The organism is Listeria sp. PSOL-1, from assembly GCF_902806445.1.
GTDB lineage: Bacteria > Bacillota > Bacilli > Lactobacillales > Listeriaceae > Listeria.
The window spans coordinates 921,855-946,125 of record NZ_LR760298.1 but is presented as its reverse complement, the minus strand read 5'-3'; the positions used below and the strand labels follow the sequence as shown (position 1 = coordinate 946,125).

Genomic DNA, 24,271 nt, shown 5'->3' with positions numbered 1-24,271 from the left:
GCGTTTTAAATGGATAAATGGCAAGTTTTTGTAGCAGAAAATGAGGGTATGGCTACAGTAAAGATTGAAGAGCTAACAAAACAAGGTTACAAGAAGGAAGATATTTCTGTCTTAGCCAAACATCCTAAAGATTTAACTGAGCTTAAAGAGAAGGAAGAAGTAGAGATTGAAAAACCAGTGAACGAAGAGGCCTTTGGTATTATTTCGGGTATTTTGCAATCGCTAAGTGGCGGAATTGTTATCCCTCAAGTATATAATCCAAATTACGGAGCGCTTTATGCAGCTGGTCCTTTTGCTAAATGGTTTTCGAGAACAGACGATAAAAGTGTGAAACGGTTATTGGAGGATTTTGATCTAACAACAGAGCAGATAGAAGATTTTGTTCGTTATTTAGATCAAGGTGAGATTTTAATTCTCGCTCGATAAGATGATAACAACGAAACAAAAAAAATTATTTTTCGCTTGTTTATTCTTTACCTTCTTAATTTTTATTTTAATTGTTGTCATGCAAACGAAAACTACAGATATTGCTCAAAAATATGAAACAACTATTCCGCAAGAATACATCCCGATTTATCAAGCGGCTGCGAAAGAGTATCATATTAGCTGGTTTTTGCTTGCTGCTATCCACCGCGTTGAGACCAAATTTTCAACTTCTGAGCCCATGGTCTCAAAAGCAGGTGCTGTTGGGCCAATGCAATTTATGCCGTGTAGCTTTGTTGGCTGGAAGGAAAAAAGTTGCCCACTAACAAACGGTCTAGGAGCAATTTCTGAAAAAAATATGACGGATCCTGCTTATATAAAAAAACATGGGGGATATGGTGTAGATGCTAATCATGATGGAAAAGCAGATCCATGGGATTTAGAAGATGCCGTGTTTAGCACAGCCAATTTTCTTGCGGATAACGGTGCAGCACAAAAGGAAGAGTCAAAAGCAATTTATGCTTATAATCACAGTAAGAAGTATGTTCGCGACATTTTATCTTTTAAAACAAAATACCAAAAAGAATGGCAGAATCATAAGTAATGGATCTGCTGTTTTTTATAACAAAAACTTATGAATTTTAAATAATTCCCCTTGATTTACTTATCGTTTTATTTTCTGTACAATTAAAGCAGAATGTTATTTCTATTTTTAAAGAAGGAGACATTAGTGGTGAGTTGGAAGAAAAAAGCAAGATCATCTTTTACGTTAGGTAAAAAGAAATATAACTATTATCAATTAAGTGCACTTAAAACGGATATCAGTAGGTTGCCTTATTCTATCCGAATTTTATTAGAATCTGTACTTAGACAAAGTGATGGGCAAATCATTACAGATAAGCACATTGCAGATCTAGCTCATTGGTCAAAGGAAGGTAATGAAGGTGAAGTTCCTTTTAAGCCAGCGCGTGTTATTCTACAAGATTTTACCGGCGTTCCCGCTATTGTTGATCTTGCCTCCCTTAGAAAAAGTGTAGCAGATATGGGGGGAGATCCTGAAAAAATAAACCCCGAAATTCCAGTAGATTTGGTAGTCGATCATTCTGTACAAGTAGATCGTTATAGTAATCCTGAAGCATTAAAAATGAACATGGATCTTGAATTTGAACGAAATATGGAACGCTATCAGTTTTTAAATTGGGCGCAAAAAGCCTTTAGTAACTATCGTGCAGTTCCTCCTGCAACAGGTATTGTTCATCAAGTAAACTTAGAATATTTAGCGCAAGTCGTTTTAGCAAAAGAAGATCAAAATGGCAGTACAGTGGTTTTCCCTGATAGTTTAGTAGGAACAGATAGTCATACAACAATGATCAATGGAATTGGTGTGTTTGGCTTTGGTGTTGGTGGTATTGAAGCAGAAGCTGGTATGCTTGGGCAACCCTCTTATTTCCAGATTCCAGATGTAATCGGTGTAAAATTAGTAGGTGAACTAAGCAGTGGCAGCACAGCAACTGATTTTGCTTTAGAAGTGACTAAAATTCTCCGCGAAAAGAAAGTTGTTGGCAAATTTGTTGAATTCTTTGGTCCGGGCGTAACAAGTCTTCCTGTTGCAGATCGTGCAACAGTTGCGAATATGGCACCAGAATACGGGGCAACGTGTGGTTTTTTCCCAGTAGATGACGAAGCGCTTCTTTATCTACGCTTAACAGGACGAACAGAAGAACAAATTGAGCTTGTTGAGACCTATCTCAAAGCAAACGACTTATTTTATACACGCTATTCAAAGGAACCAGAATATACAGAAGTTGTTGAAATTAATTTAAGTCAGATTAAAGCGAATTTATCTGGGCCAAAACGCCCGCAAGATTTAATCCCATTAAGCCAAATGAAAGAAGTATTTGAGCAAGCTGTAACAAGACCAGTAGGAAATCAAGGTTTTGGTTTACAAGAAAATGAGTGGCATAAAGAAGCAAGGGTTACTTTTGGAAATGGCGATGAATCAAGGATGAAAACGGGATCTGTTGCTATCGCTGCCATTACAAGTTGTACAAACACATCAAATCCCCATGTGATGATCGCATCCGGCCTTGTTGCCAAAAAAGCGGTTGAATTAGGATTAGAGGTCCCCAAGTTTGTTAAAACATCGCTTGCACCAGGCTCAAAAGTAGTGACAGCTTATTTAAAAAAAGCCGGCTTGTTACCTTATTTGGAAAAACTAGGTTTTGATTTAGTCGGGTATGGTTGCACCACATGTATTGGGAATTCTGGCCCTTTAAAAGAAGAAATTGAAGCAGCGATTCAAGAAAATGATTTGCTTGTTTCTGCAGTATTAAGCGGTAATCGCAATTTTGAGGGACGGATTCATGCTTTAGTCAAAGCTAATTTCCTTGCTTCACCACCACTGGTAGTCGCTTATGCACTTGCTGGAACAACAAACATCGATCTATTAAATGAACCACTTGGAAAAGGACAAGGAAAAGATGTTTATTTAAAAGATATTTGGCCTAATCGTGAAGAGATCGATGCATTGATCAAAGACACCGTAACACCTGCTCTTTTCCGTGAAGAATATCAACGTGTATTTGATGAAAATGAAGCATGGAATGCAATTGAAACGACAAATGAAGCACTTTATAAGTGGGATGAAAATTCTACGTATATTGCTAATCCACCATTTTTTGTTGATTTATCTCCTGAAATAGGCCGCGTGGAGCCTCTGCTTAATTTAAGAGTCATTGGTAAGTTTGGTGATTCTGTTACAACAGATCACATTTCCCCAGCTGGAGCGATCGGAAAAGATACGCCCGCAGGAAAATATTTAAAATCATGTGGTGTAGCCATCCGTGATTTTAATTCTTATGGTTCAAGACGAGGGAACCATGAGGTAATGATGCGTGGCACATTTGCCAATATCCGCATTAAAAATCAACTTGCAGGTGGGAAAGAGGGTGGATATACTACGTACTTTCCAACAGGTGAAGTTATGCCTATTTATGATGCTGCGAGGCATTATCTTGCTAGTGATACCGGGCTCGTTGTTTTAGCTGGAGATGATTATGGTATGGGGTCTTCTCGGGATTGGGCAGCAAAAGGAACAAGATTACTTGGTATTCAAGTGGTTATTGCCAAAAGTTATGAAAGGATTCATCGCTCGAATTTAGTGATGATGGGCGTTTTACCCTTGCAATTTAAGCCAGGAGAGAGCGCAGAAACCCTTGATTTAACCGGTCCTGAAACCATTTCTGTTCAAATTGATGAAAATGTTCGGCCACATGATAGCGTATCCGTTATAGCTGCTTTAGAAGATGGTAAAGAAATTAAATTTGAAGCCGTTGTCCGTTTTGACTCGGATGTAGAAATTAATTACTATCGACATGGAGGAATTTTGCCAATGGTTTTAAGAGATAAATTAAAAGAATAAGGAGCTGAAAAAGATGACCGGGTTGCCATGTGCTTGGGCAAGGAATAACCCATTAATGTTAAAGTATCATGACGAAGAGTGGTGTGTTCCAAGTTATGATGATCGCTATTTATTTGAAATGTTAAATCTAGAAGGAGCACAAGCTGGACTATCTTGGCAAATCATTTTAAACAAGCGTGCAGGGTATAAAGCTGCATTTAAAAACTTTGAAATAGAACGTTGCGCAGCTTTAACTGATAAGGAACTTGAAGAAATTCGTTTACGTGGAGATATTATTCGTAATCGTCTAAAAATCCAAGCCGTCCGAACAAATGCCAAAGCTGCACAAAATATTCAAATAGAATTCGGTAGCCTAGCTAATTATATGTGGCATTTTACGAATCAAAAAAGAGTGATTCATCAAGTGACATCAGAGCAAGATAGGCCTGTGAAAAATAACTTATCTAAGCAAATTAGTGCTGATTTGAAGAAGCGAGGATTTAAATTTGTAGGAGAAATCATTATTTATTCCTATTTGCAGGCGATCGGAATCATTGAGGATCATCAAGTGACTTGTCCAAAGTATAACCAATCTTTGACATAAAAAAATCGGCGACAAGTGATCGTATTGAAGAAGTTTACCAGACTTCTTCAATACAATCACTTTCGCTCGATTTATCGTGTTCGAGTGTAGAACCTATTAAGTTAAAGCAACATCACGCTTTTTGAAAATCGTAAATGTTAGGATTAAAATAGCAATCATATAAATAACAATGCCAATCCCCATTTGCCAAATCGCTAACTCTCCAGGTGTCATGTTACCCTGAACCGTTTGATTGAGATTGAGTAGGTTAAAGACTAACCATTTTAGCCAATCATATTTTTCAATAGCAAGCGGAAGTAAGCTTGCCAAAATACTACTTGAAAATAATGTACCAATGCCGACGCCGACTGCAAGTGCTTGTGAACGAACAACACTTGAGAAGAAGAAAGCAACAGTAACATAGAAAATCATTAAGAGCAAATTGCTAAGCGAAAGTTGGATAGCAAGACTAAGTGCAGTTGTTGCACCCAAATTAGCCGCAATTGGTAAAAGAACAGAGTGATACGGCAACATAAACGAGAACACAAGAGAGCTAATAAGTAGGACAAACGCAGTCAATAGTGCATAGATAAAGCAAGTAATATATTTAGACCACAAAATCTGACTACGTGAATACGGTCGTGCTAAAAGAAGCTTAATTGTACCACCAGAAAATTCAGCGGCAACGATTGTACTTGCAACAATCACAACAAAAATGGTTGCAATACTTGTTGCAGAACTAAGGTAAGAAAAGAAGTTAGCGCTAGTTAAAGATTTGTTAGCTGGTTTTTCTCCGGCATCGACATAAGCTTGGTAATAATCAATTTGCTTTTGTAAACTCGCTTTTTCTTTCTTAGAATGAACCGCTTGTTTTTGTTGCTTTAAAAATGTAAGTGTTTCTTTTAATGTTAGTTGTTTTTCATTTACTTTTTCATCATTCATTTTTGCTTCATTATACTGGTCTTCATTGAGTGTTTTTCCGGATTGATCTTGATAAATGGTCATACCAACATCGCTTTTATTTCCATCCGTTGAAGGGGCTTCTGTGTTGTTAGCAGACATCATCATCATCGCTAGTAAAAAGACAATGGCAACTAGCATAAGTTGCATAATCCAGCTTGATTTTCTCTTAAATAGCTTAATCAGTTCATTTTGTATTAAATTTCCCATTATTCTTCACCTCTGTTAGTAAGTTGTAAAAAGCGCTCTTCTAGGGAGGCTTGTTGTCGTACAAGCTCTAGTAAATCAATATGATTAGCTACTAAAGCTTTGGCAACTTGTGCAATTTGTTCTTTTTCAATTTCAAATTCTAACATATCTTCTTGGCTATCTGTGATATTTAGATTTAGCGCAAGAAGTGCTTGTTTTGCAGCATTTACGTCTGATACGCGAATGCGGTAAAGCATTTGCGCTGTATTTTCTAAATCGCTAATCGTTTGAATATGAGTTAATTTACCTTTTTCAATGATAGCAAAGCGATCCGTAATTTGTTGAATTTCACTTAGTAAGTGGCTGGAAATCAAAACGGAGGTTCCTTGATTAGCCAGTAAGCGAATAAGTTCACGGAATTCAGCCATGCCTTGAGGATCTAATCCATTCGTTGGTTCATCGAGGATAAGTAAAGTCGGGTTGTGAAGTAGTGCTTGTGCTACGCCAAGGCGTTGACGCATACCAAGCGAGTAAGTTTTTACTTTTTGATGAATGGCATTTGTTAATTTAACTTGTTCAATGACCTCATCAATTCGTGCAGCACTAATTTCTTTCCGACTCATTCGTGCAAATTGCTTTAGATTATCTAAACCACTCATATATAAATAAAATTCTGGATTTTCGATGATTGCACCAATATTTGCAATGGCTTCTTTAAAATGGTTATCAATATCCTTGCCATTTATGATCACTTTCCCAGAAGAGCGATTGATCAGACCGACAATGGATCGAATAATGGTTGTTTTACCAGCACCATTTGGGCCAAGAAGTCCAAAAACTTCACCTGGTTCAATGTCGAAGCTGATATCATGTATGATCGTTTTGCTGCCGATTTTTTTAGTTATTTCGTGTAATTGTAAAACAAATTGTGCCATTTTGTCACTTCCTTAGTTAGAGTTAGGTTTTATTATATCAGAACATTTCACATTTTGCCTAGGTCGTAAGATGTAATACATGTTATTTTTATAATTTAACTGAATTATAAGAAATTATTTTAAAAAAAAAACGATAAACAAGCTTTTCTTATTCTTTGTTTATCGCTCTTTTTCAAGTCATACGCCCTTATAAGCCTCGACATAAATTTGTTTCAATTCGCTTACAAGTGGTTGCTTGGGGTTTGCAGTTGTACATTGATCCATGAATGCTCGGTCAGCTAAAGTATCAACTACAGTATCAAATGTTTTTTTATCAACATTTTGTCCCATGAGACTCATATTGATGCCAATATCTTTACCAAGTTTAATAATTTCATTCACAAGGGATGTAACGCCATCTTCTATTGTATTTGCTTTTAAGCCAAGAATGCGAGCAATGGCTTGATAGTCCTTGTCGGCGGTATAGTTTTCATATCTTGGGAAGAGGGCATGTTTTCTAGGTTTTGCTGCATTATAGCGAATGACATGAGGCATTAAAATCGCATTGGCGCGTCCATGAGGGATATGGAATTCTGGCCCAATTTTATGAGCTAAGCTATGATTGATTCCTAAAAAAGCATTAGCAAAGGCCATACCTGCAATTGCTGAAGCATTATGCATTTTTTCGCGAGCATCTGGATCTCTTTTTAAAACAGCGTCACGAAGGTTTTCAAAAACAAGCTCGATAGCGCGAATAGATAAACCACGTGTATAATCACTAGCCATGACAGAAACAAAGGATTCCATTGCGTGGGTTAAAACATCCATCCCTGTATCTGCTGCAATATGAGCTGGGACCGTAGTAACATACTGGGCATCAACAATAGCAACATCAGGTGTTAATTCGTAATCAGCTAATGGATATTTAATGTTATTCTCTTTATCTGTAATGACTGCAAAAGGGGTGACTTCTGATCCGGTACCACTAGTTGTTGGAATCGCAACAAATTTAGCTTTTTCACCCAGCTTAGGATATTTAAATGTCCGTTTACGAATATCAATGAATTTTTGTTTTAAGCCAAAGAAGGAGGCTTCTGGATGTTCATAAAAAAGCCACATACCTTTAGCTGCATCCATTGCTGAGCCGCCACCTAAAGCAATGATACAATCAGGTTTAAAAGCTTTCATCATTTCAGCCCCTTTATAAACGGTTACATCAGATGGGTCTGGTTCTACATCAGCAAATACTTGAAAGCTCACTTCATTTTCACGGCGTTTTAAATGGTCAATAACTACTTCTACGTATTTAAATTCAACCATTCCAGGATCAGTTACAATAAAAACACGATTTAAACCTTCCATTTTTTGTAAATATTGTGTTGAATATTTTTCGAAAAACACTTTGGGAGGGAGTTTAAACCATTGCATATTATTTCGCCGATCTGCCATACGCTTTATGTTAAGTAAATTTGTTGCGCTCACATTTTGTGATATGGAGTTTTTTCCATAAGAACCACAACCAAGTGTAAGGGAAGGAATGAAATGATTATAAATAGCACCAATTCCACCTTGTGAAGATGGTGCGTTAACAATGATTCGGCAAGCCTTCATGTGTAAGCCAAATTGTTTTTGTATTTCTTGATCTGTTGAGTGAATAACAGCTGAATGTCCTAAACCACCATATTCTAGCATTGCTTCAGCATAATCAAAAGCAACTTGTTGATTTTTTGCTTCAATAAAAGCAAGGATAGGGCTTAATTTTTCATGTGAAAGAGGATAAGAATCACCAACGCCACTAATTTCTGCCATTAAGATTTTTGTTGTTTCTGGTACGGTGAACCCAGCCTGTTTAGCAATCCAAACGGGAGACTTACCAACAATATCAGGATTAAGCGCGCCTTTTTCTGGAGGGATGACATAACTTTCTAATTTCTTTAATTCGCTGCCTGTTACAAAATAGCAATCATTGGTTGCAAATTCTTCTTTGACGGCTTTGACCACCTCTTTATCAACAATAACCGCTTGCTCAGAAGCACAAATCATTCCTTGATCGAATGTTTTAGAAAGAATAATATCATTCACTGCTCGTTTAATTTTTGCTGTTTTGTCAATATAAGCTGGGACGTTTCCTGGGCCAACACCAAGTGCAGGTTTGCCCGTTGAATAAGCAGATTTAACCATTCCTGAACCTCCAGTAGCAAGGACTAAAGCTACTTTATCATGATTCATTAATTGTTTGGTTGCTTCAAGGGATGGCTTTTCAATCCATTGGATCGCGTGCATAGGAGCACCAGCTTGAATAGCAGCTTCATAAACAATACGCGCAGCTTCTCTGGAACACTTTTGAGCGTTTGGATGGAAAGCAAAAATAATTGGATTACGGGTTTTGATAGCGATGATTGCTTTAAAGAGGGTTGTGGAAGTTGGGTTAGTTACAGGTGTGACACCTGCAACAACGCCCACTGGTTCAGCCATTTCGATGATACCAGTTTGTTTATCCTCATTGATAATGCCAACTGTTTTATTTGTTTTTATATTATTCCAAATATATTCAGTTGAAAAAATATTCTTGATACACTTATCTTCGTATAGGCCTCGACCTGTTTCTTCGACAGCCATTTTTGCAAGAGACATATGTTGATCAAGACCGGCAAGTGCCATTTGATGAACGATATTGTCAATTTGCTCTTGTGTGTAACTTTCAAATGATTTCAGTGCCTCTTGACCATTGTTGGCTAATAGATTGATTGTTTTTTGTACCTCTAAAAATTCTTGAGTCGTTTCTTCTTTAACTGCCATAATATTGTCCTCCTCGTGTTGTGGGACCATATAGGACCACCATGTGTGCTATATGACCCTTATGATGTGAAAAAATCGTAACCCCTTTGGTTACATTGTTAGTATAACTGATCCAAAAAAGTTTGTCTATTCCTTCACGTGAAAACTATCACAAAAAGAAAAAAGGGGAATAAAGGCCTATATTATTATTTTTTACTCAAAAAAACTTGCTAAATAAAAACGAATCTGTTAACATAAAAACAACCTAAAAAGAGGCGATGAAAAAGAGTAAGTAGCATGATGGAAGTTTTAAAGAGAGCTGATGGTTGGTGCGAATCAGTAACGGAAATGATGTGAATGGACTTTGGAGCCACTGGTCTGAACGAATTTTTTCTAGTAGGATACCAGCGATTAAGCCTTATCGTTATACAAGGCACCATTTACGAAAAAAAGTAATAGATGGAATGAAGCGAACTAATAATTGTTAGTTAACCAAGGTGGCACCACGGGTCTCTCGTCCTTGTCTTTGATAGACATGGAGAGAGGCCCTTTTTTATTTGCCGCCATATTTAAAAATCGTTAAGCAAGAATAGTAGAATATGAAAAGTTTTCTAAGAGAGCCGGTGGTTGGTGCAAATCGGTATTCTTTTCTATTCGAATGGGCCTTGCAAGAGTTTCCTTGAACAATCGAAGTAGGGGAAAACGGGTGCCTCCGTTATTTGGCGAATGAGATGGGAACGAGTTTCCTAATATGAGGTGGTACCGCGATAATTCGCCCTCTACAAAATAAATTTATTTTGTAGAGGGTTTTTTAATTTTTAAAAAGAGAGGAGTAAAACAATGCGTAAAATAAAAAAATTAGCAGCCGATACACTTACGATGATGTTGATTTATCAAAGAATATCAGGGACATATAAAAGTTTGTTAGAAGGAACAGAACAAAATACCGAGACAGGTCGTTATTCTATTTTAGCGTATAACCCAGTACATGAAATCAAGGTGTTTGGCACGAACTATATCATAGATGGGGAAATGAAGATCGTTTCTGATCCGCTTGCTGAACTTGAGCGCTTAATTCGCAGAAAAACACAGGTAGAAGAGCTACCATTTGAAGCTGGAGCTATTGGTTATGTTGGCTATGATGTTGCTTCATTGTATGAAAAGATTGGTGATGCACCGTATGACTCGCGCGAGTTACCAGATATTCACTTTTTCTTGTATGATTCCTATTTAATATTTGATCATGAAAAGGAAACAGTAACGTTGGTAGAAGAAAATACGTATAGCGGGCGTCAAGAATCTGAATTAGAAGCAGCCTTGATAAAAAAACAACAAGAATTAGTGATAACAAAGCTAGGTGAACATCAGCTTATGCCAGTTACTCCAATGGATTTTAAAAGTAATTATACACAAGCTGAATATATGGCTTTAGTAGAACGTGCGAAAAGTTTCATTAAACAAGGAGATTTTTTCCAAGTCGTATTATCACAGCGTTTAGAAGCGGATTTTAATACCGATCCATTTACCTATTATCGACATTTACGCAAACTAAACCCATCCCCTTATCTATTTTATATCGATTTTGGCAAAACAAAGCTAATTGGTTCATCACCAGAAAGCCTAATTAGCAAGAAAAATCAAATGATTTCAACAAATCCTATTGCAGGAACGAGACCTCGTGGCAAAACAAAACAGGAAGACACAGCGCTTGCTTATTCTTTATTACATGATGAAAAGGAGTTAGCCGAACACCGCATGCTAGTCGATTTAGGCCGTAATGATCTTGGGCGCATTTGTCAGACTGGAAGCGTAGAAGTCCCTGTATATCTTGCAATTGAGCGTTATCGCTTTTTAATGCACATTGTTTCGGTTGTACGCGGAAAGCTTAAGCCAGGCCTTTCAGGAATGGATGCTTTAAAAGCAACCTTGCCAGCTGGAACCGTTAGTGGGGCTCCAAAAATACGCGCGATGCAGCGGATTTATGAATGGGAAAACGTCAAACGCGGGCCATACGCAGGAGCTATTGGTTATTATACACACCGCGGGAATTGTGATTTTGCACTTGCCATCCGCACACTCGTTTTAAACAATAATAAAGCTTATGTGCAAGCTGGTGCTGGGATTGTATTTGACTCTGAAGCTAAAAGTGAATATGCTGAAACCTTACAAAAAGCAAAAGCATTAATGGAGGTGGGGAAATGATTTTACTTGTTGATAACTATGATTCATTTACTTACAATTTAAAACAATATCTAGAAGTAGAAAAGGAAGTGGTTGTCCTTCGAAATGACGATCCTGATTTACTTCAAACGGCACACTTAGCAGAAGCCATTTGTTTTTCCCCAGGGCCAGGAAAACCTAGTGAAGCAGGACAGATGAAGGAAGTCATCGAGCAATTTATTTTTAAAAAACCGATGCTTGGAATTTGCTTAGGCCATCAAGCGCTTGCGGAAGTTTTCGGTGCCACTATTTCTCAAGCAAAAACAATCAGACATGGAAAAATCTCACCCATTAAACAGAATGATCCCGAGTTATTTCATGGTCTCAAAGCCGAGCTTCGAGTCATGCGTTACCATTCGCTTAGCATCAAACCAGAAAGTTTATCAGAATTGTTTGAGGTGACAGCTGTAGCTTTAGATGATCAAGAAATTATGGCCATAAAATTACAAGGTTATCCAGTTTATGGCATCCAATTTCATCCGGAATCGATTGGAACATTAAAAGGAAAGCAAATGCTGAAAAATTTTATTGCAGTGATAGAAAGGAGCAAATTCAATGCGTCAACTTATCCAAAATCTATATGATCAAAAAAATTTAACAGAAGAAGAAATGAAACAAGTAGCCATTACTATTTTTTCCGGCAAACTCTCAGATGCTGAAATGGGCGCGTTACTCCTAGCACTCAAAATCAAAGGCGAAACGGTTGAGGAAATTACTGGGCTTGCGAAAGTTATGCAAGAATTAGCACTTAAAATCCCTGGTGTCGCGTATCATGTCATGGATAATTGTGGGACAGGTGGTGATCGCTCCGGTAGTTTTAATATTAGCACAACAGCTGCTTTTATTTTAGCCGCAGCGGGAATTCCGGTGGCTAAGCATGGGAATCGGAGCATCTCAAGTAAATCTGGAAGTGCAGACGTTTTAAGCGAATTAGGGATAGAAATGGCTACGACGCCTGAAAAAATAGCTCATTTACTAAAAAAAGCAAATCTTACTTTCTTATTTGCGCCAAATGTTCATCCAAAAATGAAACAAATAACAGCTGTGCGAAAACAACTAGCAACAGCAACCATCTTTAATATCATTGGCCCTCTAACCAATCCTATTCCATTAAATTCACAATTAATGGGGGTTTATCGCAGGGATTTATTAGAAGTTATCGCATCTGTTTTGAAAAATTTAGGAAGGGAGCGAGCTGTTGTTATAAATGGACCAGGTGGTATGGACGAAGCAGCACTTCACGGGGTCAATCATCTTGCCATTTTAAAAAAAAATGAAATAACAAAATTGCAGTTTACGCCAGAAGATATTGGCTTGCCCTCTTATTCTCTTTCAGAAATTCAAGGCGGTGATGCTCGGTTTAATGCCGAGATTTTGCAAAGTGTACTTCGTGGGGAGCCTGGTGCTTATCTTGATACAGTGTTATTAAATGCAGGGCTGGGGCTTTTTGCTTGTGGAAAAGCAAAAACGATGAACGAAGGCATAAGAGAGGCCAAAGACATCGTAGCTTGCGGAAAAGCACTTGCTAAACTAAAAGAAGTACAAGAAAAACAAAAGGAGATTAGATCATCATGCCATTTTTAAAAAAAATTTTACAAGAAAAACAAAAAGAAGTTGCTCATTTACCAGATGAAAAAGTTTATGATAGTAAGCATAGAAAAAAGTTTTTTGAAATTTTACAAGAAAATGCAAATCAAATCCAAGTGATTGCTGAAGTAAAACGAGCTTCACCTTCAAAAGGCGTGATTGATTTAAACGTCGATCCAGTAAAGCAAGCACAAGCATATGAACAGGCTGGTGCAGCAATGATTTCCGTATTAACCGAACCTTATTTTTTTAAAGGAAACATAACGGATCTAAAAAAAGTAAGTGATGCGGTCACCATTCCGGTGTTATGTAAAGATTTTATCATTAGCAAAAAGCAACTCATTCGCGCTAAAAATCATGGAGCTTCTGTTGTTTTATTAATTGTTGCTGCACTTTCGCCTGAAAAATTGAAAAGTCTTTATGAAGAAGCGATCCATCTTGATTTAGAAGTATTAGTTGAAGTGCATAATCAAACAGAATTAGAGCTAGCTGAGCAGATTGATGCGAAATTGATAGGCGTTAATAATCGGGATTTGCACCATTTTACAGTAGATATTTCAACCAGCGAAAAACTCCTTTTACAAGATAAAAAAGATCGTTTTTATATTAGTGAATCTGGCTTTAAAACTAGAGAAGATGTCACACGAATAAAAGAGTATTATGCAGCTGTTTTAGTTGGAGAAACACTTATGAAAAGTAGCCATATCGCACAAAAAATATCAGAATTGCAGGTGGAGAAATGACCCTTGTCAAAATTTGCGGCTTACAAAATGAACAAGATATAAAAAGTGCAGTAAGCGTAAAAGTAGACTTTGTTGGATTTGTCTTTGCAACAAGTAAACGGCAGATCACAATGGAAACGGCTGCTAAACTAGTGAAAGAATTACCAGGTTCTATCAAGAAAGTGGGAGTGTTTGTAAACCCAACATTAGAGGAAGTAAAGGAAGCCATCAATAAAGTACCACTTGATTTGGTCCAACTTCATGGAGAGGAAACGGGAAACTTTATTGAACAAATCCCTATTCCAACCATCAAGGCAATCAAAATCGTTAATGGTAAGCCAAATGTAGCGATAGGTGATTATCCAAAGAGCATGATTTTACTAGATGCTCCTACGCCAGGAGACGGTAAAACTTTTAGCTGGGATAAAACCGACTTAGCAATACTTCCAAAAGAAAGATTAATCATTGCTGGCGGATTACAAGCAGCGAACGTTCAAGCGGCTATCCATTATTTCCATCCACTGGCAGTCGATGTTTCTAGCGGTGTCGAAACGAATCAACAAAAAGACCCTCAAAAAATAAACGCTTTTATAAAAGCAGTAAAGGAGTCAGAAAATGAATTATAAAATGCCAGATAAACAAGGATTTTACGGTGACTTTGGCGGGAAGTTTGTACCAGATTCGCTAATTTATGCGATCACTGAATTAGAAGAAGCCTACAAGAATGCCCAAAACGAAGAAACATTTAAAGAAGAGTTAAACGCTTATTTAAAACATTATGTAGGCCGAGAAACACCACTTTATCTTGCTGAGAGGCTAAGCGCGCATGCTAACGGTGCCAAAATTTACTTAAAACGAGAAGATTTAAATCATACAGGGGCACATAAAATCAACAATACAATGGGCCAAATTCTCCTTGCTAAAAAAATGGGAAAAGAAAAGATCGTTGCAGAAACAGGTGCTGGGCAACACGGGGTGGCGACAGCGACTGTTGCAGCTTTATTTAATATGAAGTGCACTATTTTTATGGGGGAAGAAGATGTCAAAAGGCAACAGCTCAATGTTTTTCGAATGGAACTTTTAGGTGCAAAAGTAATTAGTGTAGCCTCAGGGAGCAAAACGCTAAAAGACGCAGTGAATGCGGCCTTACGTTATTGGGTAAGTCATGTAGAAGATACGCATTACATTATGGGCTCTGTTCTTGGACCGCATCCATTTCCAGAAATGGTTCGCGATTTTCAAAGTGTCATTGGCCGTGAAGCAAGAACACAACATCTAGCGTTTGAAAATAAATTGCCAGATGCGCTTGTTGCTTGTGTTGGTGGGGGAAGCAATGCGATGGGCTTGTTTTATCCGTTTGTAAACGATCAAACAGTCAGAATGTATGGTGTAGAAGCTGCTGGAAAAGGATTAGATACAAATCAACATGCAGCCACGATTGCTAAAGGGGAAAAAGGAATTTTACACGGTGCAATGATGGATGTTTTACAAGATGAAAGCGGGCAAATCCTTGAAGCTTTTTCTATTTCAGCGGGATTAGATTATCCAGGTATCGGGCCAGAACATAGTTATTTTCATACAATCGGCCGAGCAAAATATGTTTCTGCAACAGATGATGACGCTCTTTTGGCCTTTCAATTATTATGTGAAACAGAAGGGATTATTCCTGCACTTGAAAGTTCACATGCGATTAGTTTTGCTGTTAAATTAGCTCGTAAAATGAAAAGAGATGAAAGCATTATTGTTTGTTTATCTGGCCGGGGAGATAAAGATATTGACCAAATAAAAGCAAAAATGGAGCGTGAAAAAGCATGAAAACGTTAACTAAACAATTGCAAAGTTCCCATAAACCACTTGTTGTTCCATACATTATGGCAGGAGATACAGGGTTAGATCATTTGGAAGAGCAGCTTCTTTTTCTAGAAAAAAATGGGGCGGTAGCCATTGAAGTAGGCGTCCCATTTTCTGATCCAGTAGCAGATGGGCCTGTCATCCAAGCAGCAGGTCTTCGTGCTTTAAGTCATCAGGTTACACTGGAAAAAATATTGACGGTTCTAGCTAAAAGCCAAGTGAAGGTTCCGCTTATTATCATGAGCTATTTTAACCCTATTTTTCGTTATGGTTTGGAAAAATTTGTGACAATGGCAAAGAACACGCAAATAAAAGGTGTGATTATTCCAGACTTACCATTTGAACACCAAACCATGTTTGCACCGTTTTTAGCAGAAAGTGATGTGGCGCTCGTTCCACTTATATCGTTAACAAGTCCGACTAAGCGCATTGAAGAAGTAGCTAAGCAAGCAGAAGGTTTTATTTATGCCGTGACGGTTAACGGGATCACTGGAGAACGAAAAAGCTTTCATCATGACTTAAAAAAACATTTAGCTTATATAAAAGAAGTGAGTAGTGTGCCTGTGCTTGCTGGATTTGGTATTTCAGAATTGCAGCATATTCAATTTTTTTCTGAGGTTTGTGACGGAGTGGTGATTGGGAGTAAAATCGTGCAAATGTTTCATCAAGGAAAACAGGCAGAACTAGAGAACTTTTTAAAAGCAGCTACAAGTAAATAAATTCCTGTAGTTATTTTCTTCACAAAATTAGCAGTTAGTTCTTTTTTTTTAAATCATTAAATGGTAAAGTAAACAGTGAACTGTTAATTTAATTGTAAAGGAAGTTTTTAATTGATGGGGTCAAAACTACTAAGAGGTACCTTTATCTTAACGCTTGGTACGTTAATTTCTAAAGTGTTAGGGATTTTATATGTTATACCATTTTATGCCATTATTGGTGGAGATAAACCAGCGCTTTTATATAATTTTGGCTATGTGCCGTATCAATTATTTTTAAGTGTAGCTACAGCAGGGATTCCACTTGCCGTTGCGAAATATATTGCCAAGTATAATGCCATGGAAGAATATGCGATTGGTAGACGCTTATTTAAAACGGGTGTCTACTTGATGATCCTTTCAGGGATTTTATGTTTTGTGGTTATGTACGCTCTTGCCCCAGTGCTTGCTAGTATGCAGCAGCTTCAAGGGGGGTATAGCTTAGAAGATGGCATTCAAGTTATTCGTGCGGTAAGTTTTGCACTGCTTATTATTCCTGTCATGAGTTTACTTAGAGGTTTTTTCCAGGGCTATAATTCAATGGGGCCTTCTGCAATTTCACAAGTATTAGAACAAGTTGTTCGGATTTTCTTCTTATTATTAAGTACTTTCATCATCATCTACGGCTTAAAAGGAAGTGTAGTAACCGCTATTAGTATGGCGACATTTTCAGCTTTTGTTGGGGCTTTTGCTAGTTTATTACTTCTTTTATGGTACTTTTTTAGTCGAAAATCAAAGCTTGATGAGATGCTCATTCATGACCGGAGTGAATTACGAGTTTCCATTTCAACGCTTTATAAACAAATTATTTTGTCGGCGATTCCTTTTATTATTGTAGGATCGGCCACTTCACTTTATCAATTAGTCGATCAATTTACATTAGGCAGAGTATTAGAGTACATTGGAATTACTGCAAAAGAGGTTAATTCTTATGTTGCGATCATCAATTTTGATGTGCAAAAATTAATTATGATTCCTGGAACGCTTGCCATTGCTTTTTCGATGGCACTCGTTCCTCTTGTTACAGCTGCTTATGTAAGAAATGAACGTAAACAAGTGAAGCGGCAGTTAAATGATGTTTTTCAAATTCTATTATTCTTGACCATTCCTGCTTGTTTTGGCATTGGATTACTAGCAAGGCCACTATTTACCGTTTTTTTTAAAGCAAGTGAAGCAGGGACTGATTTATTACAATTTTTTGCACCAATTGCTGTACTCTTCTCACTCTTTAGCGTGACAGCTGCTGTGCTTCAAGGTATTGATGAACAGCGCTATACAGTTTTAGGACTTTTACTTGGTCTTCTTACAAAATCAGTGTTGCAAATGCCACTTATTATGTTGTTTGAAGCAAAAGGGTCTATTCTTGCGACAGGCCTTGGTTATGCGGTTTCTTGCATTTTTATGCTTTATATTATTAAACATTATGTTCATTTTTCATTCTCATTAATTTTTAGAAGAGCCGTATTATTCCTTGTACTTACAGGCGTTATGGCGATTGCGGTCATGATTACTTACTTTATTTTTGGTTCATTTATTAGCCCAGATCATAAATTCCAAGCTTTAATTTTGACAATGATTTGCGGTGGTGTAGGTATATTTGTTTATGGGTACTTAGCACTGAAATTGCATTTATCAGATAAACTTTTTGGACCACGTGGGACGGCTTTACGTAAACGATTAGGAGTTCGTTAAAAGAAGAAAGACGCTTTTAGTTTCCTTTTTTGTGGGGAATTAGGGGCGTTTTTTATGTTGTGGTTGGATCATGTGATTTAGAAATAATACGACAAGAGGTTTGCCAGAAACCGGGAGTCTGGCAAACCTCTTCAACACGCGAATGCTTGTTATCGATTTATTTTGTTTAGGTCAAAACGCTACTGCTCTTCCATTTCACTAAATATCTTCAAATACGTTGGTAATTGTTCGGCGATTTCAGTAGGCAAGACAACGAATTTCTTTTTCGCCAAAATATCACCAATGTAACTATGGAAAAATACAGCAGCAAGAAGACCACTAAGCGGTTTTTCCGTTTGTTTCAATAAACCACCAATAATTCCAGCGAGCATATCTCCCATGCCACCTGTTGCCATGGCTGGAGAACCGTATATATTTTGCCAAGTTTCTTCTTGGCCATAGACTTTCGTGCGATGTGATTTTAAAACAACAATTCCATTTAATAGGTGAGCAGCTTCTAAATTATTATTTGCATCTGGTACAAGTTGTAACAATCTTTCCCATTCACCAATATGCGGTGTGAAAATTAACTGGGCTTTTGTTTTAGGAAGATCTCCTTTAGCATAAAGCGTGATTCCATCACCGTCAATGACAAGGTTTTGATTAGCTGTTGCTCTTGTTAGAATGAGTTGCATCAATTCATAGGCTCGTCCATCTAGCCCAATTCCAGAGCCAATAACAATCGTATCATACGTTGGAATAGCATCGCTTAAAAAAGTCAGATCTTGTGTATCAAGAAACATACATTCTGGAATTCTAGCATGTAGTGCCGCCCTATTTACAGCGTCACTAGCAAGCGTTGTTAATCCAGCTCCACTATATACTGCGCCTTGTGCGACCATAATCGCCGCGCCACCATACATTTTATTTCCAGCAACAATAAGGACTTTACCAAATTGGCTCTTATAGGCCTCGTCGTCTCTTTTTTTAATCACTTGACAGACAAGTTTCGGCGTGATTTTCTTCATCACAATCTTCCTTTCTGCTCACGTAAATTGTTTTTTCTAAGTGAACACGGTAAAATAGATGTCTAAAAGGATTATACCTATCTTAAAGGAAGAAGGGATTTTTGTAAAATGAAACCAGTTATTCCCGCTGTTAAAGCGGTTATTATTCAAGATGGAAAATTTCTTGCTTTAAAAAGAACACAACCTGAAAACGGCAAAATGGATTTGCCAGGAAGTCAAATGAAATACGGAGAAACACATGCTGAATGTCTATATCGTAGCGTTAAAGTTGATACAATGTTAGAAGTACAACCTTTTATCTTATATGATACATGGGAAATTTTTCTACCTGAATTTCAGCTAACCGGTGTTTTTTATCTTGTTGAAATGCCAAAGGAAAAAGTCATCACATTATCTGATGAATACATTGAATATCAGTTTTTACCGCTTGAAAAAGAAGTGTTAGCGAGTATCGAGCCTGTCTTTGCTGAGCGCATGGCAAGATGGGATTTTGAAGCGATTAGAGGCTTCATGAACAGGTGAATTTTAACAAATAGAAAAGTTCCTGCTTTAAACCGTTGTTAAAACAGTTTACAATAGATAAGGAAAAGAACTTTGTGGAAGGACTGAATAAGCTAATGAGTGAAATCGATTGGCAAAAAGAAGTAGAAAGTCGTAAAGAAGATTTTTTGAAAGATTTGAAAGGATTACTTAAAATTCCAAGTGTTCGTGATGATAGTAAAAAAACAGAAGATGCCCCGTTTGGCCCGGATGTACTACGTGCGCTTCATTACATGTTAGAACTAGGCGAAAAAGATGGTTTCAAAACAAAAGAAATCGACCATGTTGCTGGACATATCGAATACGGGGAAGGGAAAGAGCTAATTGGCGTTTTAGGCCATGTCGATGTCGTTCCTGTTGGCGATGGCTGGAGCCACGATCCATTTGATCCCATTTTAAAAGATGGGAAGCTATATGCGCGTGGCGTTGCTGATGATAAAGGACCAACTATTGCTGGCTATTATGCTCTAAAAATCTTAAAAGAGCTTAATTTACCTATTTCGCGCCGTGTTCGTGTAATTATCGGCTCTGATGAAGAGAGCGGCATGAGTTGTGTAGAGCGCTACTTTGAGAAAGAAGAACAACCAACGATGGCGTTTGTTCCTGATGCGGAATTTCCGATTATTCACGCTGAAAAAGGGATTTCCGAGCTTGATGTTTCCTTTAAAAATGGTGAGCAAACGGAAGAGGCCGATTTCCATTTAATTAGCTTTGAATCCGGTGCACGTTACAATATGGTACCAGACCATGCGAAAGCCATTCTAGAAGGTATCAAAGATCCTCTAACACTTGAAAAAGAATGCAAGGCATTTCTCGACAAGCATGAAGTCAGTGGTGAAGTAAAAACAAGCGATAATCAAATAGAAATTACATTTGTTGGAAAATCAGCTCATGCGATGGAGCCAAAAAATGGGATCAATGCTGGATTATACTTAGTTGCTTTTCTTAGCCAGTTCCATTTAACAGGAAGTGCAAAAGATTTTGTTACTTTTGGTCATGATTATCTGTTTGCTGATTCACGTTCAGTTAAGCTTGGCATTCGCTATGAAGACCAAGAAAGCGGTGAACTGACAATGAATGTCGGCATCATTCGTTACAGTAAACAAGATGGCGGCAAATATGGCCTAAATTTTCGCTATCCAGTAACAGCTAATATGGATGAACTAAAAGAGAAGATGGAACCAGCCGTACTTAAATATCGCGGTGAATATACACATTACAGTAATTCTAAACCACTTTTCGTTCCACAAGACCATCCGCTTATCCAGACACTTCAAGAAGTTTATACAGAACAAACTGGTGAAAAAGCAACTCTTCTCGCTATTGGTGGTGGCACGTATGCACGTCACTTAGAAACAGGCGTTGCTTTTGGAGCACTTTTCCCAGGCCGTGAAGATACAATGCACCAAAAAGACGAATTTAGCTACTTTGAAGATTTATTAAAAGCAACAGCGATTTATGCTGAAGCGCTTTACAAACTAGCAAAATAACAGGTATAATTAAAAAGTGTTTGAGAAATCCATCCATTTCACAATTAAAAAATCTGACATAGGTATGTGCATGTAAGGTACAATCCATGCGCGCTCAAACCCTTTGTTTCACAGAAATTAGGAGTGATTCGAAATGAAAGTACTAGTTAATGATCAACTGTTAGAGCGAGATCAAGCGTTTGTTGACATAGAAGATCGTGGTTATCAATTTGGTGATGGGGTCTATGAAGTGGTTCGTCTATATAATCGCCGTTTTTTCACATTTAACGAGCATATTGACCGTCTATATGAAAGTGCGGCTAAAATCGAACTAGCCATTCCTTTTTCCAAAGATACGTTGCGTGAATTACTTACGACTTTAGTCAAAGAAAATGATATTCATACTGGAAATGTTTATTTGCAAGTTTCACGAGGCATTCAAATGCCACGTAATCATATTATTCCTGATGATTTTCCGTTAGAAGGCGTGCTTACCGCGTCAACCACAGAAGTCCCACGTAACTTGGAAAAATTTGTTTCTGGAGGCTCAGCAATTACAGCAGAAGATGTTCGTTGGCTTCGTTGTGATATTAAAAGTATCAGCTTACTAGGAAACATTATGGCAAAAAATAAAGCCCATAAAGCAGGTGCGCTAGAAGCGATTTTACACCGAGGAGATATTGTAACGGAGTGCTCCGCGTCAAATGTGATGATCATTAAAGATGGTGAATTATGGACACACCAATCAGATAATCTCATCTTAAATGGGATCACACGCCAAGTTATTTTAGATGTCGCTAGAAAAAATGGAATCACCGTGCACGAAGCTGATTTTACATTAGCTGACTTACATGGAGCAGATGAAGTCTTCATTTCTAGTACAACCTTAGAAATTACACCCATTACGGCCATTGACGGTACTGTGATTGGGAATGGCTTGCGTGGACCGATTTCTGCGCGTCTCCATGAACTATATGAACAAGAAGTGATTCGTCAATGCGGCGAATTTGAAGCCGTTAAATAAAAATAGATCCTCTTCAAAAACTAATTTAGTGATTGAAGGGGTTTTTTTATGTGCTGAAAGAGGGTTGACTTTTTTTCCTTAAGGCGTATAATTTAATACGATAATAGTTCGTATGCGAAATGTTTTTATGCGAACAAAAAGGAGCATGCAAAAAATGAATGAAAAACTCGTTCGTGAAGTGATTTTATCATTCCGTGAAGTCCAGCGAAAAACGCATTATTTTCTTGCTGAAGAGGCAAGTAGACGTGAAATTACAGTGATGCAGTTACTTGCACTTAGTACAATTAAAAAGGAGCCACATTTGACATTAGGAGAGCTAGCTGAGCGGATGAAATTAGGAAAAAGCACTGTTTCAGGTATTGTCGATCGCTTAGTTAAAGCAGGTTTTTTATCGCGTACACGTAATGATCAAAACCGACGTACTTTAAATTTAAAGTTAACAGAAATGGGCGATCAAAAAGCAACAGAAACCTATGATCTTTTTTTCAAAAGACTTGATCCCATTTTAGAAATTGATGAAAAAGAATTGCAAAATATGCTAAAAACCCATCATAAAATTTTAACAATCTTAGAAAGAGAGGGAGCCAATAAATGAATATGAAAGCTTCAACAAGTGCTGTAAAACGAGACGGAATTTTAATTGTGATGTTAATGGGCGCTTTTGTAACAATATTAAACCAAACATTAATGAATGTTGCTTTACCAAGTATCATGCGTGATTTTAATATTACTGCAAGTCAAGGACAGTGGCTTTCGACTGGATTCATGCTTGTAAATGGCGTGATGATTCCGACCACTGCTTTTTTGATTGAACGATTTACAACACGGCAACTTTACCTATTTGCAATGATGACTTTTGCCCTTGGGACGCTCATTGGAGGATTTTCTTTCAATTATCCGATGTTAATCGCAGGAAGAATGATACAAGCTATTGGAGCAGGGATCGTTATGCCTTTACTTACAGTTGTCGTTTTAAATTTATTCCCGCTAGAAAGACGTGGTCGGGCAATGGGATTGATTGGACTTGCAATGAATTTTGCGCCTGCTATTGGTCCGACGCTTTCTGGTTGGATTGTTCAAGACTTCGATTGGCGCGATCTTTTTTTCATCATTATTCCTTTTGCCGTATTAGATATCATCGTTGCGATATTCTTACTTAAAAATGTTGGTAAACGTTCATTCCCACGATTAGATATTCTGGGATTAATCATGTCGACGATTGGCTTTGGTAGCTTATTACTTGGATTTAGTAATGCTGGGGATCATGATTGGTTAACCTTTAAAGTAGCCGGTTTTATTGTCATTGGATTAATTGTCCTTACACTTTTTGTCACTACCCAAGATAAAAGGAAGGCACCACTCCTTAATTTTAAAGTGTTCAAGAATGTGACATTCACTTTAACGACAACCATCAGCTTTTTCGTCATGATGGGCCTTTATGGTGGTATGTTATTACTTCCTATTTTTTTGCAAAATGTTAGAGGCTTTTCACCGCTTGAATCAGGGGTAGTACTTCTTCCTGGTGCTTTTATGACAGCACTACTTTCACCAGTTACAGGAGCTATGTTTGACAAATTTGGCGCTAAGTATTTGTCGTTTGTTGGTTTACTTATTATGACCATTACAACCTTTATGTTTACCAATTTGGATGAAGAAACAACACTTGTGTATGTTGTGATTGTTCAAACCATCCGTGCTAGTGGCATGGCAATGGTTATGATGCCGCTTCAAACCGCTGCTTTAAATTCGTTACCATTAAGTGCAGCAAGTCATGCTTCAGCGATGTTTAATACAGCCCGTCAAGTTGCTGGATCTATTGGGACGGCTGCGTTAATTACAGTCATGTCAAAAAGCGCTACAAGCTTTTCAAAAAATTTAACGTTGGCTGAGGTAGCAGGAAAAAGTAAACAAGAAATTGCTAATCATGTTCTTATTCATGGTATCGAAATGGCCTTTATGGTTGCTGCCATTCTATCAGCAGTTGCTGCGGTTTTAACACTTTTTATTAAGCGAAAAATAAATGGACTAAAACAAGTTTAAAAATGGTTGATAAATTAAGCGAAAACATCTCAATTTCAGAGCTTAGATGTAAAACTTCAAAAGCCCTTGTAAAGCGAGTGTTTATCGCTGGTTTATTTTATTTAGGCAGTAAATTCG

Annotated in this window: 21 protein-coding genes and 2 other annotated features; of the genes, 17 read left to right on the top strand and 4 right to left on the bottom strand. The window is 37.6% G+C overall.

The window, feature by feature from the left end; translation table 11 throughout:
• Positions 1-9 precede the first annotated feature (9 nt).
• The 4 genes from G6Q10_RS04620 to G6Q10_RS04605 all read left to right on the top strand — a co-directional run bounded on the left by G6Q10_RS04620 (position 10) and on the right by G6Q10_RS04605 (position 4,427).
• Positions 10-426: a general stress protein gene (locus G6Q10_RS04620; RefSeq protein WP_163653469.1), complete on the top strand. Its 417-nt coding sequence runs from the start codon at positions 10-12 to the stop codon at positions 424-426.
• A gap of 1 nt (position 427) precedes the next feature.
• Positions 428-1,027: a lytic transglycosylase domain-containing protein gene (locus G6Q10_RS04615; protein WP_163653467.1), complete on the top strand. Its 600-nt coding sequence runs from the start codon at positions 428-430 to the stop codon at positions 1,025-1,027.
• Between the two features lie 126 nt (positions 1,028-1,153).
• Positions 1,154-3,844, top strand: coding sequence for an aconitate hydratase AcnA (gene acnA, locus G6Q10_RS04610; RefSeq protein ID WP_163653465.1), 2,691 nt, complete (start codon positions 1,154-1,156; stop codon positions 3,842-3,844).
• Positions 3,845-3,857: 13 nt separating this feature from the next.
• Positions 3,858-4,427, top strand: a complete 570-nt coding sequence (locus tag G6Q10_RS04605) for a DNA-3-methyladenine glycosylase I (protein ID WP_163653463.1) — start codon at positions 3,858-3,860, stop codon at positions 4,425-4,427.
• Between the two features lie 96 nt (positions 4,428-4,523).
• Here G6Q10_RS04605 and G6Q10_RS04600 read toward each other — a convergent pair whose 3' ends face one another.
• From G6Q10_RS04600 to adhE, 3 genes are all read right to left on the bottom strand, one after another.
• Positions 4,524-5,576 carry an ABC transporter permease gene (locus tag G6Q10_RS04600; protein WP_163653460.1) on the bottom strand — a complete coding sequence of 351 codons (1,053 nt, stop codon included), beginning with the start codon at positions 5,574-5,576 and terminating at the stop codon, positions 4,524-4,526.
• Entirely contained in the window at positions 5,576-6,490 is a 915-nt protein-coding gene (locus tag G6Q10_RS04595; protein WP_163653458.1) for an ABC transporter ATP-binding protein, read from the bottom strand. The genes G6Q10_RS04600 and G6Q10_RS04595 overlap by 1 nt, the downstream gene beginning before the upstream one ends.
• Positions 6,491-6,667: 177 nt before the next feature.
• The gene (adhE, locus tag G6Q10_RS04590) at positions 6,668-9,268 is read right to left on the bottom strand and encodes a bifunctional acetaldehyde-CoA/alcohol dehydrogenase (protein ID WP_163653455.1); all 2,601 of its coding nucleotides are present in this window, start codon (positions 9,266-9,268) and stop codon (positions 6,668-6,670) included.
• A gap of 248 nt (positions 9,269-9,516) precedes the next feature.
• Positions 9,517-9,772: a binding site (T-box leader), on the top strand.
• Positions 9,773-9,817: 45 nt separating this feature from the next.
• Positions 9,818-10,030, top strand: a binding site (T-box leader).
• 57 nt (positions 10,031-10,087) lie between these two features.
• Between adhE and trpE the strand changes: the two genes are divergently transcribed.
• From trpE to G6Q10_RS04550, 8 genes are all read left to right on the top strand, one after another.
• Positions 10,088-11,449, top strand: coding sequence for an anthranilate synthase component I (gene trpE, locus G6Q10_RS04585; RefSeq protein ID WP_163653452.1), 1,362 nt, complete (start codon positions 10,088-10,090; stop codon positions 11,447-11,449).
• Positions 11,446-12,051: an anthranilate synthase component II gene (locus tag G6Q10_RS04580; protein WP_163653450.1), complete on the top strand. Its 606-nt coding sequence runs from the start codon at positions 11,446-11,448 to the stop codon at positions 12,049-12,051. Before trpE ends, G6Q10_RS04580 begins: the two co-directional genes overlap by 4 nt.
• Positions 12,023-13,051: an anthranilate phosphoribosyltransferase gene (gene trpD / locus G6Q10_RS04575; RefSeq protein WP_163653447.1), complete on the top strand. Its 1,029-nt coding sequence runs from the start codon at positions 12,023-12,025 to the stop codon at positions 13,049-13,051. Before G6Q10_RS04580 ends, trpD begins: the two co-directional genes overlap by 29 nt.
• Positions 13,039-13,797, top strand: coding sequence for an indole-3-glycerol phosphate synthase TrpC (trpC, locus tag G6Q10_RS04570; protein WP_163653444.1), 759 nt, complete (start codon positions 13,039-13,041; stop codon positions 13,795-13,797). Before trpD ends, trpC begins: the two co-directional genes overlap by 13 nt.
• Positions 13,794-14,402: a phosphoribosylanthranilate isomerase gene (locus tag G6Q10_RS04565; protein ID WP_163653441.1), complete on the top strand. Its 609-nt coding sequence runs from the start codon at positions 13,794-13,796 to the stop codon at positions 14,400-14,402. The genes trpC and G6Q10_RS04565 overlap by 4 nt, the downstream gene beginning before the upstream one ends.
• A complete protein-coding gene (trpB, locus tag G6Q10_RS04560) occupies positions 14,392-15,591 on the top strand; it encodes a tryptophan synthase subunit beta (RefSeq protein ID WP_163653438.1) in 1,200 nt (399 codons plus the stop codon). Before G6Q10_RS04565 ends, trpB begins: the two co-directional genes overlap by 11 nt.
• Positions 15,588-16,346 carry a tryptophan synthase subunit alpha gene (gene trpA, locus G6Q10_RS04555; protein ID WP_163653435.1) on the top strand — a complete coding sequence of 253 codons (759 nt, stop codon included), beginning with the start codon at positions 15,588-15,590 and terminating at the stop codon, positions 16,344-16,346. The genes trpB and trpA overlap by 4 nt, the downstream gene beginning before the upstream one ends.
• Positions 16,347-16,460: 114 nt before the next feature.
• Positions 16,461-18,074, top strand: coding sequence for a putative polysaccharide biosynthesis protein (locus G6Q10_RS04550; RefSeq protein WP_163655737.1), 1,614 nt, complete (start codon positions 16,461-16,463; stop codon positions 18,072-18,074).
• A gap of 179 nt (positions 18,075-18,253) precedes the next feature.
• Here G6Q10_RS04550 and G6Q10_RS04545 read toward each other — a convergent pair whose 3' ends face one another.
• Positions 18,254-19,081: an NAD(P)H-hydrate dehydratase gene (locus G6Q10_RS04545; protein WP_163653432.1), complete on the bottom strand. Its 828-nt coding sequence runs from the start codon at positions 19,079-19,081 to the stop codon at positions 18,254-18,256.
• A gap of 108 nt (positions 19,082-19,189) precedes the next feature.
• Here G6Q10_RS04545 and G6Q10_RS04540 point away from each other — a divergent pair, with 108 nt between their 5' ends.
• The 5 genes from G6Q10_RS04540 to mdrM all read left to right on the top strand — a co-directional run bounded on the left by G6Q10_RS04540 (position 19,190) and on the right by mdrM (position 24,154).
• Positions 19,190-19,603, top strand: a complete 414-nt coding sequence (locus G6Q10_RS04540) for an NUDIX domain-containing protein (protein ID WP_163653429.1) — start codon at positions 19,190-19,192, stop codon at positions 19,601-19,603.
• Between the two features lie 95 nt (positions 19,604-19,698).
• Positions 19,699-21,111 (top strand): dipeptidase PepV, encoded by a 1,413-nt coding sequence (gene pepV, locus G6Q10_RS04535; RefSeq protein ID WP_163653426.1) that lies wholly within the window; start codon positions 19,699-19,701, stop codon positions 21,109-21,111.
• Between the two features lie 133 nt (positions 21,112-21,244).
• Positions 21,245-22,114: a D-amino-acid transaminase gene (gene dat / locus G6Q10_RS04530; RefSeq protein WP_163653422.1), complete on the top strand. Its 870-nt coding sequence runs from the start codon at positions 21,245-21,247 to the stop codon at positions 22,112-22,114.
• 154 nt (positions 22,115-22,268) lie between these two features.
• A complete protein-coding gene (locus G6Q10_RS04525) occupies positions 22,269-22,709 on the top strand; it encodes a MarR family winged helix-turn-helix transcriptional regulator (protein ID WP_163653419.1) in 441 nt (146 codons plus the stop codon).
• Positions 22,706-24,154, top strand: a complete 1,449-nt coding sequence (gene mdrM / locus G6Q10_RS04520; RefSeq protein ID WP_163653416.1) for a multidrug efflux MFS transporter MdrM — start codon at positions 22,706-22,708, stop codon at positions 24,152-24,154. The genes G6Q10_RS04525 and mdrM overlap by 4 nt, the downstream gene beginning before the upstream one ends.
• Positions 24,155-24,271: the final 117 nt, after the last annotated feature.